We start from the raw sequence: 13088 nt of genomic DNA, 5'->3' as shown, positions 1-13088 counted from the left end.
CCCTACTGCCCTACTGCCCTACTGCCCTACTGCCCTACTGCCCTACTGCTACTGCAACGACTTCAACAAATTGTCGATCGTGAACGGATTGGACTTCGGCTTGGCTGGCGGCGGCGGGTTGTCGTTGGCTTCCGGCAACGGCGCCGGCTCGGCCTTGGGCGCCTGTTCGGCGGCCTTGCGCTCGGCTTCCAGCCTGGCCTTTTCCTGCGTGGCGATGCGCATCGCCTCTTCCGCCTTCTGCCTCTCCTGCTCCGCCTTGGCCGCTTCGTCGGCGGCCTTCTGCTCGGCCGCGGCCTTGGAATCGGCATCAGCCTTTGCCTTTGCATCCGCTTCGGCCTTGGCCTTGGCATCAGCGTCCGCTTGGGCCTTCGCCTCTGCGTCGGCCTTCGCCTTGGCCTCCGCTTCGGCCTGCGCCTGGGCCTCGGCCTCCGCTTTCGCCTTGGCGTCGGCCTCCGCTTTCAGCCGCGCCGCCTCTTCCTGCTGGCGCAGTTCCTCGGCGGCCTTGTCGCGCGCGTCCTGCAGTACCGCGTAATAGCGGACTTCGCGCCGCAGGCGCTGCTTCTCCAGCAACGCCGCCTGCATCGCCTCGACGCGCTGCTGCTCCTTCTCCAGCGCGCGCTGGGTCAGGAACTGCGCCAAAGGCTCGCTGTCGAACTGCCGCTTGACGGCGCCGAACGGCCCCTCCGCGGTGAAATTGACGACCGGCTCGGAACCGACCAGCGCCTCGTCGCCGGGCCGATAGGTAATGGCGCCCTTGGCGGAAACCGTGCTGGTGTTGAGATCGGCAGTGACATCGGCGGACAAGGTTGCCGCCGGGTTTTCGAGGCTGATCGGCGGTACCCTCAGCGTGCCGCCGGCAATCGTGAAGGCGATATCGGCATTCCCGGCGGGGAAATTGCCATCGGCAGCGATATCGGGCGCAAAGCCCGCTGTCTTGGCCGCGTCGATGTCGCGCCCGATCGCGTCCGCCTTGGCCAGCAAAGCGTTGAACGCGTCGGGATTGACGCCCGCCACCTGCAACCCCTTGAGCGTCGCCGTGCCGGACCCCGACAGGGCGGCGATCATCGCTTCGACCGACTTGCCGCTGGTCGACAGCGTCGTCGAGAAATCGCCGACGCCGCCGATACCGGTATCCGGCAGCACGTTCGCCAGATCGGCGCCAGCCAGCTTCATCTGGCCAGTGAAAAGCCCGGTGCCCTCATTGTTCTTCAATTCGAACAGGCCGGTCAGCGCTCCGCCAAGAAATTTCGCCTTCAGGTCCGAAACGCGGATGCCTTCCTGGTCGAGCCTCAGCGAAAAAGCGGCGTCATAGGCGGTGGCGAACGGTCCGGCGGCAAGCGCCGCCGTCGTCAGGTCGAGTGCGGCGGTAAACGGCAGGCTGGACTTCTGGCTGAAGGGTGCTGCCGGCCAGGAGCCGCTCTTGTCGCTCGCGCTCTTGTCAGCCGCATTTTTGTCGGCGCCGTCTTTGTCAACAAGGAAGGCGGAATCGCCGAACAGCGCCACGGCCATCGGATCGAGATCGAGCTCGTCGAGTGCCAGCGCGCCCGCCAGATGCAGCACGCCGTCCTTGGCGTCGATGTTGACGTCGCCGGACACCGCCGCCTCGTTGATCGCGCCGCTGACATTGTCCAGCACCAGCAGGCCGTTGCCGTAATCGCCCTGCGCCGAAAGCGACGTCGACATGCCCGCCCCCATGCCCGGCAGGCCGATGCCCGACGTCATCAGCCACGGTTCGATGTCGGCCGCATCGAGATTGATCTTGCCCTTGGCGGCAGGCCCTTGCGGCGTGTCGGCAACGGTCCCCTCGAAGCTGGCCTTGAAGTCATTGCCGGCAAGGCTGAAAGTCGTCGCCAGCCCGCCGCCCAATGTGCCTTTGGCCTGAATGTCGGTCGTTGCCTCGCCCAGCATGCCGAGCGGCAGCGCCGGCAGGCCGTAAAGCGCGAGCAGCGCGGTGGCGTCGGGGTTTTTGGCGTTGAAGGTCAGTGTCACCGGCGCCTCGAGAAGCTTGTCCGGCGCGCCCTTGCCCGACAGCGAAGCGGAAAAGGCCGTGCCGCCGGCCTTGCCCTGCCCACTCACCGCCAGGCCGGTCGTGCCATCGCCATTGTCGGCGGCACTCGCCACAAGGTCGACGCGTGCATCCTGGAACAGGTCGGGATAGGCGGCAGCGCGGCTCGCCAGCCCCTTCAGCACCGCATTGTCCGGATAATGCTGCGCGGCGACGTCGATCAGCGGCTTGAGGTCCACAGCGACAACCGATGCGTCGAGCTTGCCGGTCGGGCTCGCCGGGAAATCCTTGATCCGGCCCGTGGCGCTGATCGAGGCGCCGGCCAGTCCGCCGACCGACAGCCGATCGACTTCAAGCAAGCCGTCACGCAGCCTGAGCGCGGTATCGACCGTGTCGGCGGTCAACCCGCCGGCGCTGACCGGCCCGGCCTTGATTTGGAAATCGAGATCGCGGTCGGCAAAGCGGTTGGCGCCCTTGTCGCTCACGAAGATCGAGGCGAAGGCCGCCAGCCCATCGACATCGAGTTCACCGCCTTCGAGCCGCATCAGCACCGATGGCCTGGCTTCGTCAGGCTGGCTGGAATCGATACGGCCGGAGAATTTCGCTTTGCCCAGGATCAGTTCGAGATCGCTGAAAGCCTGGCGCTTTTCCGTCAGGTCGACCTTGGCCTTGAAGCCGGCGGCGGGCAGACGGCGGATTGCCTCATCGACATCTTTCGACAGCCAGGCGGCAAAACCGGATGGTTGCGCCACGGCCAGCAGCAGCGAGCCGGTGAAGCCGAAATGGCCCTCGACGCTGAGCATGCCATCGGCTTCCAGCGTGGTGCGTCCAGGCAAGGTCGCGGCCAGCGATTTCAACGACCAGCCGCCCTCGGCCGGCTCGGCGGACAGATGCACGTCGCGCACCGTGGTGTCGCCGGCCACCACGGCCGGCAGCTTGACCTCGACGGTGCCGGGGATGGTCGGCTTCGGCAGAGCGATCAGCGCCTGCTCGAGCCCGGCAATGCGCTGGTCGAGCGTCAGGCCGGCGCCGGCCTCTGCGCCCACGGCCTCGTCGAACTGCACCTGCGCGCCATTGGCCTCGATGGCGAAATTCGGCTTCTGGCCGAGATCGACAGAAGCCTTGCCGTCGGCCGTGTAGGGATTGTCCAGCGGTCCCGTCTCGAAACGGAACTCGTCGACGCCGAGCTTCTGGTGGTCGAGCGAGAACTTGCCGTTCAACCGAAAGCCCGGATCGGGCTTGCCGGCGCTGACCTTCACCGTCTCGCCATCGGTGCCGCGCAATTGGGCTGAATTCTTATCGGCGCCGGAGATCTTGAACTGGCCGGAATAGACAGCGGCACCCTTGACGATGCCGGCATTGCCGTCGGTTTCGATGACCAGCGGATAGGCGTCGGGATCGGCCTTCAGCCGCAGCCGCATCTGGCCGTTGCCCTCGGCCTTGCCGGTCGATGCCGCGACCGTGGTGCGCAATCCGTCCAGCCGCAATGTGCCGTCCATGCGCCACGGGCCGGCCAGAGACTTGGCCGAAATGGTCGAATTGATCTCGGAGAAGATATGGCTGCGTCCGCCGGCGGCATGGCGCAGTTCGATCCGCCCTTCCGTCACCGTCAGCTTCTCGATCGAGATCTGGTTGAGGTCGAAGGGCGAGGACGGCCTCATCGCCCAGTCGACGGTGCCGTCATTGGCAATGTCGATGGTCGCCTTCGGATGCACCAGCCGCATGTCGAAGATCAGCACCTCGCCGCGCAGGAAGGGCGCCAGTTCCGCATCCATCGAAAACGTCTCGACGGTCATGGCCGGCTGGCCATTGGGGCCACCGGCAACGGCAACGTTGGAGAAGGTCACCGACGGGAACGGCAACAGCCTTGCCGTGGCGTCGCCCTGCACGGTCACCTTGCGGCCAAGAATGGCGCTTGCCTCGCGCTCGAACTGGGCGCGGTAGCCGGTCCAGTCGACAAAGTACGGAACCACCAGCGCCGCGCACAGCACCAGCACGAACAGGCCACCGAAGATCACGAACAGGCGTGCGAGCATCAGCTCCGAACAGGTTGATTGAAATTCAGCCGCACTCTACCCGCATCCGCGTGTCGATAAAGAGGCAATTCATCCAGTATTGCGTCATCCCGGCCGATCTGAAACAAATCCGGCAAAAGCGGAGATTTTTCAGATGTCAGGCAAGAACTGGGACCGCGTGCCGATCGACGCGCAGAGCGTCGATGCGCCGCTTTCGCAATCGGCGATTTTTCTTATCGTCACCGTCGCCGGCGAACAGATGGCCCTTGCCAAGGTTTGTTCCGTGCTCGGCGAGCTTGACGATCTGGTCAAGACTGTCGGCTTTCGCGATCTCGGCGGCCGCCTGTCGTGCATTGCCGGCATCGGCCGCGATCTCTGGGACCGCCTCAGCCCAAACCGGCGGCCGCAGGAACTGAAACCGTTCGCGCCGATCAAAGGCGCGGTCCATTCGGCGCCATCGACGCCGGGCGACCTTCTCTTCCACATCCGGGCCGAACGATCAGACATGTGCTTCGAGTTCGAGCGTATCCTGCTCGACCGGCTTGGCCCTGATGTGACCGTCGTCGACGAAGTGACGGGCTTTCGCTATTTCGACGCCCGCGACCTGCTCGGCTTCATCGACGGCACCGCTAACCCGACCGGCCTCGACCTGCCGGCCTCGGCGCTGGTCGGCGACGAGGATGGCGACTTTGCCGGCGGCTCCTATGTCGTCGTCCAGAAATATCTGCACGACATGCAGGCCTGGGCGCGCATTCCAACGCCCGAGCAGGAGGCTATCATCGGCCGCACCAAGATCGACAACATCGAAATCGACGATGACGACGCGCCGCGCAAATCGCACAAGTCGCTGGCCACCATCGAGGATGCCGACGGCAACGAATACGACATATTGCGCGACAACATGCCGTTCGGCCGGCCCGGGCAGAATGAGTTCGGCACCTATTTCATCGGCTATTCCAGGTATCTCTGGGTCACCGAAAAGATGCTGCAGCGCATGTATGTCGGCGACCCGCCGGGCGCCTACGACCGCCTGCTCGATGTCTCGACACCGCAGACCGGCACTATATTCTTCGCGCCAACCCGCCCAATGCTGCAGGCCCTTGTCGAGGGCGCGCAGCAGCAGCTTCCCGCAGCACGGTAGAGCGGCTGCGGACAGCCCTTGTCGCTGGGATCAGCGTGCGTCGCGCTTGGCTTGCGCCACCTTGCCGGCCTTGCGCTGCCGGCCGAGTTCGGCCGGCCGGACCAGCTTCGGCGCCCGCTCGTTGGTCACGGCCCGCATGCCCTTGTGAGCCGTGCGTGAATTGTGTGCGGGACCGTCCGCCGGCGCACTTTGCTTCATGGCCAGCGCCTTGCGTGCATTCCCGACCAGCGAAATGCGAGCCGCCAGCTGGCGTCGCCGTTCGGCCTCGCCATTCAGCCGCCGCATCGCCATGGCCAGCACCGCCAGTTTCACCTGCGAACCACTATCGGCCTTTGAGGCGGCAGCCCGTTTCGGCGCGCCCTTGCCGCGTATTTCACGCCGGCGGCGGTGTGCTTCGGTCTGCGCCTTGTCGCGCCGCTCGCGCAGCAGCTTGACCAAGCCGGAAAGGTCGGCATCGGAAAGCTCCTGCACCGCCGGATGGTGTGATTTCTCCACCAGTTCCTTTTCGTCGGCGCTCAGCGCGCGGGCTTCTTCCTTGCGTGAAATGGCCATGACAGTTCTCCTCCGCTGGCAACGCCTGACTTGTCAGGCTTGCCGCGGAAGGAGCCTCGACCCGAATGGTGGCGCGGTCAAGACGAGCTATTGGTTGCGGCCTCAGCCGAAAAATTGTCTGCTGGCGATCCACGACAGTGGACTAACTCCGTAGCGATCAAATGACTGGGAGGTCGAAATTGGCGAAACGGCTGCCATATCGCGAGGGCTCGGTCTTTCGGATTCCCCTGCCCGATGGAAGCTTTGCGAGCGGAGTGGTGGCGAGAATGGCCCCGCGAGGACGAATACTTCTGGGCTACTTTTTCGGGCCGAAAATGTTTTCGGCGGATATAGCCGCGAGCGATCTTCTGCCGAGTGAAGCTGTTCTCGTCGGGCGATTTGGCGATCTACATCTCATAGACGGCAAGTGGGAGATCTTTGGAGAGATGGGCGGCTGGAACCGGGCCGATTGGCCTATCCCAGAATTCATCCATCACGACGCGCTACACATCTTGCCAGACACGATCGTCCGATATTCAGACGACGATATCGTCCTGGGAACCAGAGAACGGAGACCTGTGATCCCAACAGGCCTCGCTGAAGATGGACTGATGGGTGCGGAGTTTGTCGAAATCAGTTTGAGCGAGCTACTGGCGGACAGACCGTAAATGCGGGTAGTTGGCTTGCGCACCTGCCAATTTTCTAACCTCGACCGATCCACCCCACAGCCGGCAATATCTTGCCGGGATTCATGATGTTTTGCGGGTCGAGCGCCTGCTTGATGGAACGCATGATATCGACACCGTGGCCGAGTTCGCTGCGCAGGAAGCCGATCTTGCCCTGGCCGATGCCGTGCTCGCCGGTGCAGGTGCCGTCCATGGCGATCGCCCGCAGGTTGAGCCGCGCGACGAATTTCTCCGACAGCGCGACGTCATTGGGGTCGTTCACATCCATCAGCACCAGCACGTGGAAATTGCCGTCGCCGGCATGGCCGACGATCGGCGCGATCAAGCCCATTTCGGCGATGTCGGCCTCGGTCTCGGTGACGCATTCGGCAAAGCGCGAGATCGGCACGCAGACATCGGTCGACAGGCCCTTGGCGCCAGGCCGCAGTGTCAGCGAGGCCCAGTAGGCGTCATGCCGGGCCTTCCACAGTTTGGTGCGTTCCTCGGCGACGCTGGTCCACAGGAACGGCCCGCCGCCATTTTCCTCGGCGATCATGCCGAAGGTTTCGGCCTGTTCGGCCACGCCGGCATCGCTGCCGTGGAACTCGACGAACAGGCACGGGCTCTCGGGATAATCGAGCTTGGAATAATTCTTCATCGCCCGCATCTGCAGCGCGTTGACCAGCTCGATGCGCGCCACCGGGATGCCCATCTGGATCGTGGCGATGACGGCGTTGCAGGCCGCCTCGACACTCGGAAACGGACAGACGCCGCCGGAGATCGCCTGCGGAATGCCTTGCAGCTTCAATGTCAGCGAGGTGATGATGCCGAGCGTACCTTCCGAGCCGACCAGCAGCCGCGTCAGATCGTAGCCGGCCGAGCTCTTTTTCGCCCGCTTGCCGGTCGTCACCGTCTCGCCATCGGCCATGACGGCCGTCAGCGACAGCACGTTCTCGCGCATCGTGCCGTAGCGCACCGCATTGGTGCCGGACGCCCGCGTCGCCGCCATGCCGCCGAGCGAAGCATTGGCGCCGGGATCGATCGGAAAGAACAGGCCGGTGTCGCGCAGATGCCGGTTCAGATCCTCGCGCGTCACACCGGGCTCGACCGTGCAATCGAGATCCTGCGGATTGACGGAAAGAATGCGGTTCATGCGCGAGGTGTCGACTGAGATGCCACCGCCGGGCGCATTGGTGTGGCCTTCCAAAGAAGAGCCGACGCCGAAGGCGATTACCGGCACGCGGTGCGCGGCGCAGGCGCGGACGATCTCCTGCACTTCTGCCGTCGTCTCCGGGAAAGCCACGCCATCGGGCGCCTGTGTCGGAATGTAGGTGGTCGTATGCGCATGCTGGGAGCGGATAGCCTGGCCGGTCTGAAAGCGCTCGCCCAGCTGTTGCTTGAGGATGCCAAGCACCGCGGCGATGCCTTCCTCGTTGCGTTCGACCGGATTGAGGTCGCTCAGAGCCATAAATTCCTCCGCGAATGGACCAGCGTCCATGCTTGTTATGCGATTATGGATGCGTAGTCTCAGCGGCCACGCCGTGTCCAGCACCAGAACAAGGAAGTTTCAATGTCCATCCCCGCCCCGTTCGTCTCCAAGCCCATGGACATCGAGAAGGACTGGATCGACTACAACGGCCATCTCAACATGGCCTATTACAACGTGCTGTTCGACCGCTGCTCGGACGAAGCCTTCGAGGCGATGGGCATGGGGCTGGACTACGTGAAGGGGCGCCGCCTCACCATCTACACCGCCGAAGTCCATGTCTGCTACGTCCAGGAACTGCATCTGGACCACAAGGTCCAGGTGTCCTTCCAGCTCATCGACCATGACGAGAAGCGGCTGCGGGCCTACCAGGAAATCCGCCATGTCGACGGCTGGCTCGCCGCCACCTCCGAGACACTGTCGCTGCATGTCGACATGTCGGGGCCGAAGGTCGCGCCCTTCCCCGCCGATGTGATGGCCAAGGTCGAAGCCATGCGCGCCGCCCATTCGGTGCTGCCGATGCCCGAGCGTGCAGGCCGTTCGATCGGCATCAAACGCAAATAGGGCGAGGGCGACACCTGTCCGAACAGAGTGACGGGACATCAAAGCCACACCGGCGAGCCAAATCACCGAACCCTCAAATCGGCTGGCACCCCGTGCTTGAAGCCACCCGGCACCCGCATTAACCTTACCGAGGTTTTAACGGGAACAAGCCAATTGAGCCGTTGAACGACTCAGCAGAGCGGTCGAAAACGTCCGCACTGGGTTGTTTTACGGACGGCGGGGCGAAGCCGGTTCGAGGGACGTGCATGAAAACCGACATCAAGGTCGAGGTGGACAGGCTGGCCGCCGATCCGCGCATCACCGACTATGATTTCTGGCGTTCGCTCAAGAACGTCGACAACGAGATATTCCACATCGCCAACAACAACGAGCCGATCCCGTTCGACATGATCCGCTGGCGCAGCATTTTGAAGCGCGCCCGCCTGAAGCGCGGTCACGCATAGCCTGGCGAAACGGCTCGCGAAAACATCAAATCACGCAGTTCACGGCGACCGCTTCACCGCCGCCAGCGGCGAGCGCGCCACCACCGGTGACGACTGGATGATGGCCGTGTTCGTCATCGCATAGGGAATGATCCGGTCGATCACCCGTTCGAGTTCGGCCACCGAGCCGACATGCGCGAGCGCGATGAAGCAATCCTCGCCGGTCACGCGGTCGCATTGCGCGATCTCCGGCGTTTCGCGGATGATCTCGGCCACCACGGACAATTGCCCCGGCACCGGCCGGATACGCAGCCATGCCGACAGCTTCAGGCCCAGCGCGGCGGGGTTGATCTTGACGCAATAGGCCTCGATCACGCCGTTTTCCTGCAGCCGCTTGATGCGCTCGGCGACACTCGGCGCCGACAGGCCGACCGAACGCGCCAGCTCCGCCGTACTGGCGCGCGCATCCTTTTCCAGCAGGCGCAGGATCTTCATGTCGGCCGCGTCGAGATCGATATTTTCAGTTCGAAGGCGTTTCACGGATAAGTCCTTGCCTTTCGAAATAATATTGCGAGAGTAGTCGGCCATTCGCCATATAAAGTGGAAGAACTGCCTGCGATACTGATCCGATGGACGATCAGACGCAAGCCCCCGTTTCCCGCCCTGCTCCCGCCTTCGACGGCCTGGCGACAAGGCTGCCGCCGCATGTCTGGTTCGGCGTCAGCGCCGTCTTCCACTATCTCGGCCCGGCCTTCGCCGTGCTGCTTTTCTCGCATGTCGGCGTGCTCGGCATGGCTTGGCTGCGCATCGCCACCGCGGCGCTGATCTTCGCGCCGCTGACGCGCCCCTGGCGAAGCTTCGCCCGCGCCGATCCGCCGACACGCCTGCTGTTGCTGGCCTTCGGCGCTTGCCTGGCGGTGATGAACTGCTCGTTCTACCTGGCCCTCGCCCGCTTGCCGATCTCGCTGGTTGCGGCAATCGAATTCGTCGGCACCATCGGCGTCGCGCTGATCGGCCTCAGGAGCGCCCGCAACCTGGTTGCCCTTGCGGTGGCCGTCACCGGCACCTTGCTGTTGATCGACGTCAAATGGTACAGCGATCCCGTCGGCCTGTTCTGGGCTTTCCTCAACGGCGCGCTCTTCGTTGGCTACATCGTGCTCGGCCACCGTGTCGCCCGTTCCGGCGCCGTCGACGGCATTGCGGGCCTCGGTGCCGCCATGGCGGTGGCCTTCATCGTCGTGCTGCCGATCGGCTTCAGCGACGCGCTGCCGGCTTTCTTCTCGCCGCCACTGCTCATTGCTGCAATAGGCGTCGGCATCTGCTCCTCGGTCATTCCTTACATCTGCGACCAGCTTGCCATGTCGCGATTGCCGCGCTCGAGTTTCGCGCTGATGCTGTCGCTGCTGCCGGTCACCGCGACGCTGATCGGCGTCATCGTGCTGCGCCAGATTCCAAGCCTCGGCGATTGCCTGGGGATCGCACTAGTCGTCGCCGGCGTTGCCTTCCACAAGCCTCCATCCAGCGACTAGACACCGGGAAAACCGTTTATCGTCAATTGCTTGCACAAGTGCCGAGTCGGTTCCCGATCTCATCTGACTGCGACAAGACGTCTGGAATTGAACCAAATCCGCCTTCGAGCCGTTGACCCCCACGAAAACGGCTTGGAGTGACACAATGGACTGGAAACGGACCAGGGAGCCTGCCGACGCTTGGCACATGACGGACGACCTTCATGTCGAGCATGGCAAGGGCGACCCGTTCGCGGCGGCCATCCGCGCCACCCGCATGTCGATGATCATCACCGATCCCCGGCGGCCCGACAACCCGATCGTCTTTGCCAATGACGCGTTCTTGCGGCTGACCGGCTATGAACGCCACGAGGTGCTGGGCAAGAACTGCCGCTTCCTGCAGGGGCCGAAGACCGACAAGGAAGCTGTCGGACAGATCCGCACCGCAATCGAGGACAAAGCCGATGTCAGCGTCGACATACTGAACTATCGCAAGGACGGTTCAACCTTTTGGAACGCGCTCTACATCAGCCCTGTCTCTAACGACAAAGGCGAGGTGCAGTTCTTTTTCGCCTCGCAACTCGATGTCTCGGACCGCAAGCGCTCGGAGCATCGCATCACCGCCGACAAGGACCGCTTCGAGAAAGCGGTGAAGGAACGCACCGCGGAACTGGAAGCAGCACTGGAGGCGCAGACCACCTTGCTGCACGAGGTCGATCATCGGGTGAAAAACAATCTGCAGATGATCTCTTCCCTGATTATCATGCAGCGCCGCACCATAAAGGATGAGGCGACCAGGCATTCGCTGACCACAATGCTGGAGCGCATCGAAGCACTCAGCACCGTGCATCGCCGGCTCTACCAGTCGAAGGATGTCAGCCGGTTCGACGTCTCGGATTTCGCCAAGGACCTGGTGACGGATCTGCTGACGGCCTCGGGGCGCTCAGGGATCAAGCCGAAACTCGAGCTCGACCCAATCGTGATTTCAGCCGAGAAGGCGACGCCTGTCGCCCTGATGGTCAATGAACTCGTCACCAATGCCTTGAAGCACGCTTTCAAGGAGGGATCGGACGGGACCACGGCGGGGCGCATCGGCATCAAGATGAGCCAGCCCGACGGCCACTTCAACATCGAGGTGTCCGACGACGGCGTCGGCATGGCCGAGGCCAATGGCGACGCCTCGTTCGGCATGCGCCTGATCAAATCGCTCGCCCGCCAATTGCACGCCGACATCGAATGGCGTGACGCCGGCCCCGGCACCAAGGTCGTGATCTCGATGCCAAACGAACCGCAGCAAAAAGGACTCTCTCATGACTGAACCGCTCAAGGTCCTGATCGTCGAGGATGAAGCGCTGTTGGCGATGGAACTGGAAAGCCTCGTCGAGGAGGCTGGCCATAGCGTCGTCGGCTGGGCGACGTCTTCGGCGGAAGCAAGAAGCATGGTCGAGTCCACGGATGCCGACATCGCCTTTGTCGACATTCACCTCACCGACGGCCCGACCGGCGTCGACGTGGCCCACTATATCGGCGAGAAGAAACGTTCGATGGTGGTGTTCATGACCGCCAATCCGAAACGCATCCCCGATCATTTCGCCGGTGCGATCGGCGTCATCGCCAAGCCCTATACGATGAACGGTCTGACGTCGGCATTGCGGTACTTGCAGGAAGGCGTGCGCCGCCCGCCGCCGGTCTCCACGCGGCCGGCCGGCTTCACCCTGTCGCCGGCCTTCGAAGCGGTCTGGGCGCCCGCCGCCTAAGCCAGTTTCTCCTTCAGGAAGGCGATCGTCCTACCCCAGGCTAGGTCGGCCGCCTTCTTGTCGTAGCGCGCCGCCGACGTATCATTGTTGAAGGCATGGTTGGCGCCTTCATAGACATAGACCGTGTATTCGACATGCGCGGCATCGAGCGCCTTCTTGAAGGCATCGATGCCGGCATTGGTGCGATCGTCCAGGCCGGCATAGTGCAGCAGCAACGCGGCCTTGATCTTCGACGCGTCGGCGGCATTCGGCTGCATGCCGTAATAGGCGACGCTGGCGGCGAGGTCGGGCGCGTTGACGGCCAGCATGTTGGCCGTGCCGCCGCCCCAGCAGAAGCCGATGGCGCCGACCTTGCCGTTGCCATCCTTGTCGGCCTTGAGGAAGGCGACTGTCGCCACGGCGTTGGCGACGGTCTGCGCCGGATCGAGTTTGGTGAACATGTCGCGCGCCTTGTCCTCGTCATCAGGCGTGCCGCCAAGCGGCGACAGGAAATCCGGCGCCAGCGCCACGAACCCCTCCAGCGCCACGCGCCGGGCGACGTCGCGTATATGCGGGTTGAGCCCCCGGTTTTCGTGGATGACGATGACGGTGCCGAGCTTACCCGTCTGGTTCGCCGGCTTGACCAGATAGCCCTTCATCTCGCCGCCGCTGCCGGGATAGGTGATGTCCTCGCCTTTCACGCGGGCATCGTTTTCGGCGACGATCGCCGCCTGGGCGGAATTCGCCGCCAGCATCGGCGCGATCGCCGCCGCCGCGGCACCCGATCCGGCAAGCCTGGTCAGCTGTTCCATGAAGCGGCGGCGATCGAGCGTCAGATGCGTGTATTCGTCATAGGCATCGATCATCGCCTGGGTGATGTCAGGTTTGTCAGCGATGGTGGATCTGGTCACGGGGGCGCTCCTCGACTTTGATGTCCTTGCGTTCGCAAGATAGGGGCGAGCCTCACATCGTCCAGTCACGGCTCGGTGACGCTTCCGTTCCCTGGCAAGCTGCG

General features: G+C 63.6%; 12 protein-coding genes. 7 read left to right on the top strand and 5 right to left on the bottom strand.

Annotated elements, in window-relative coordinates:
- Nucleotides 1-48: 48 nt before the first annotated feature.
- Nucleotides 49-4041 carry an AsmA family protein gene (locus tag JG747_RS17460; protein ID WP_202359683.1) on the bottom strand — a complete coding sequence of 1331 codons (3993 nt, stop codon included), beginning with the start codon at nt 4039-4041 and terminating at the stop codon, nt 49-51.
- 133 nt (nt 4042-4174) lie between these two features.
- Between JG747_RS17460 and JG747_RS17455 the strand changes: the two genes are divergently transcribed.
- Nucleotides 4175-5161, top strand: coding sequence for a Dyp-type peroxidase (locus JG747_RS17455; protein WP_064983850.1), 987 nt, complete (start codon nt 4175-4177; stop codon nt 5159-5161).
- Between the two features lie 30 nt (nt 5162-5191).
- Here JG747_RS17455 and JG747_RS17450 read toward each other — a convergent pair whose 3' ends face one another.
- Entirely contained in the window at nt 5192-5713 is a 522-nt protein-coding gene (locus tag JG747_RS17450) for a hypothetical protein (RefSeq protein WP_019859041.1), read from the bottom strand.
- A gap of 179 nt (nt 5714-5892) precedes the next feature.
- On the opposite strand from JG747_RS17450, the gene JG747_RS17445 reads away from it, so the two are divergent.
- Nucleotides 5893-6360 carry an Imm26 family immunity protein gene (locus tag JG747_RS17445; RefSeq protein WP_167470414.1) on the top strand — a complete coding sequence of 156 codons (468 nt, stop codon included), beginning with the start codon at nt 5893-5895 and terminating at the stop codon, nt 6358-6360.
- Nucleotides 6361-6394: 34 nt separating this feature from the next.
- Here the strand turns inward: JG747_RS17445 and JG747_RS17440 are convergent, their stop codons facing one another.
- Nucleotides 6395-7825 (bottom strand): FAD-binding oxidoreductase, encoded by a 1431-nt coding sequence (locus JG747_RS17440; protein WP_202359682.1) that lies wholly within the window; start codon nt 7823-7825, stop codon nt 6395-6397.
- A gap of 102 nt (nt 7826-7927) precedes the next feature.
- Between JG747_RS17440 and JG747_RS17435 the strand changes: the two genes are divergently transcribed.
- Together JG747_RS17435 and JG747_RS17430 are read left to right on the top strand one after the other, a co-directional pair.
- Nucleotides 7928-8407, top strand: a complete 480-nt coding sequence (locus JG747_RS17435) for a thioesterase family protein (protein ID WP_064983849.1) — start codon at nt 7928-7930, stop codon at nt 8405-8407.
- 245 nt (nt 8408-8652) lie between these two features.
- On the top strand, nt 8653-8850 hold the full coding sequence (locus tag JG747_RS17430; protein WP_013894716.1) for a hypothetical protein: 198 nt from the start codon (nt 8653-8655) through the stop codon (nt 8848-8850).
- 39 nt (nt 8851-8889) lie between these two features.
- On the opposite strand, the gene JG747_RS17425 is transcribed toward JG747_RS17430, so the two are convergent.
- Nucleotides 8890-9369 (bottom strand): Lrp/AsnC family transcriptional regulator, encoded by a 480-nt coding sequence (locus tag JG747_RS17425; RefSeq protein ID WP_069092469.1) that lies wholly within the window; start codon nt 9367-9369, stop codon nt 8890-8892.
- Between the two features lie 89 nt (nt 9370-9458).
- On the opposite strand from JG747_RS17425, the gene JG747_RS17420 reads away from it, so the two are divergent.
- The 3 genes from JG747_RS17420 to JG747_RS17410 all read left to right on the top strand — a co-directional run bounded on the left by JG747_RS17420 (nt 9459) and on the right by JG747_RS17410 (nt 12094).
- Nucleotides 9459-10358 carry an EamA family transporter gene (locus JG747_RS17420; RefSeq protein WP_064983846.1) on the top strand — a complete coding sequence of 300 codons (900 nt, stop codon included), beginning with the start codon at nt 9459-9461 and terminating at the stop codon, nt 10356-10358.
- 145 nt (nt 10359-10503) lie between these two features.
- A complete protein-coding gene (locus tag JG747_RS17415; RefSeq protein WP_064983844.1) occupies nt 10504-11655 on the top strand; it encodes a histidine kinase dimerization/phosphoacceptor domain -containing protein in 1152 nt (383 codons plus the stop codon).
- Nucleotides 11648-12094 carry a response regulator gene (locus JG747_RS17410; protein WP_019859047.1) on the top strand — a complete coding sequence of 149 codons (447 nt, stop codon included), beginning with the start codon at nt 11648-11650 and terminating at the stop codon, nt 12092-12094. The genes JG747_RS17415 and JG747_RS17410 overlap by 8 nt, the downstream gene beginning before the upstream one ends.
- Here JG747_RS17410 and JG747_RS17405 read toward each other — a convergent pair.
- Entirely contained in the window at nt 12091-12939 is an 849-nt protein-coding gene (locus JG747_RS17405) for a dienelactone hydrolase family protein (protein ID WP_051726923.1), read from the bottom strand. The two genes, JG747_RS17410 and JG747_RS17405, sit on opposite strands and share 4 nt — an antisense overlap.
- Between the last annotated feature and the right edge of the window lie 149 nt (nt 12940-13088).

It is taken from the genome of Mesorhizobium sp. 131-3-5 (genome assembly GCF_016756575.1).
Taxonomy (GTDB): domain Bacteria; phylum Pseudomonadota; class Alphaproteobacteria; order Rhizobiales; family Rhizobiaceae; genus Mesorhizobium; species Mesorhizobium jarvisii.
This window is presented reverse-complemented; position numbering and strand designations above follow the sequence as displayed.

Bases quoted from the DNA above. Each gene is read 5' to 3' on its own strand.
- JG747_RS17460 (WP_202359683.1), bottom strand. From the start codon at position 4,041: ATGCTCGCACGCCTGTTCGTGATCTTCGGTGGCCTGTTCGTGCTGGTG.
- JG747_RS17455 (WP_064983850.1), top strand. From the start codon at position 4,175: ATGTCAGGCAAGAACTGGGACCGCGTGCCGATCGACGCGCAGAGCGTC.
- JG747_RS17450 (WP_019859041.1), bottom strand. From the start codon at position 5,713: ATGGCCATTTCACGCAAGGAAGAAGCCCGCGCGCTGAGCGCCGACGAA.
- JG747_RS17440 (WP_202359682.1), bottom strand. From the start codon at position 7,825: ATGGCTCTGAGCGACCTCAATCCGGTCGAACGCAACGAGGAAGGCATC.
- JG747_RS17435 (WP_064983849.1), top strand. From the start codon at position 7,928: ATGTCCATCCCCGCCCCGTTCGTCTCCAAGCCCATGGACATCGAGAAG.
- JG747_RS17430 (WP_013894716.1), top strand. From the start codon at position 8,653: ATGAAAACCGACATCAAGGTCGAGGTGGACAGGCTGGCCGCCGATCCG.
- JG747_RS17420 (WP_064983846.1), top strand. From the start codon at position 9,459: ATGGACGATCAGACGCAAGCCCCCGTTTCCCGCCCTGCTCCCGCCTTC.
- JG747_RS17415 (WP_064983844.1), top strand. From the start codon at position 10,504: ATGGACTGGAAACGGACCAGGGAGCCTGCCGACGCTTGGCACATGACG.
- JG747_RS17410 (WP_019859047.1), top strand. From the start codon at position 11,648: ATGACTGAACCGCTCAAGGTCCTGATCGTCGAGGATGAAGCGCTGTTG.
- JG747_RS17405 (WP_051726923.1), bottom strand. From the start codon at position 12,939: ATGATCGATGCCTATGACGAATACACGCATCTGACGCTCGATCGCCGC.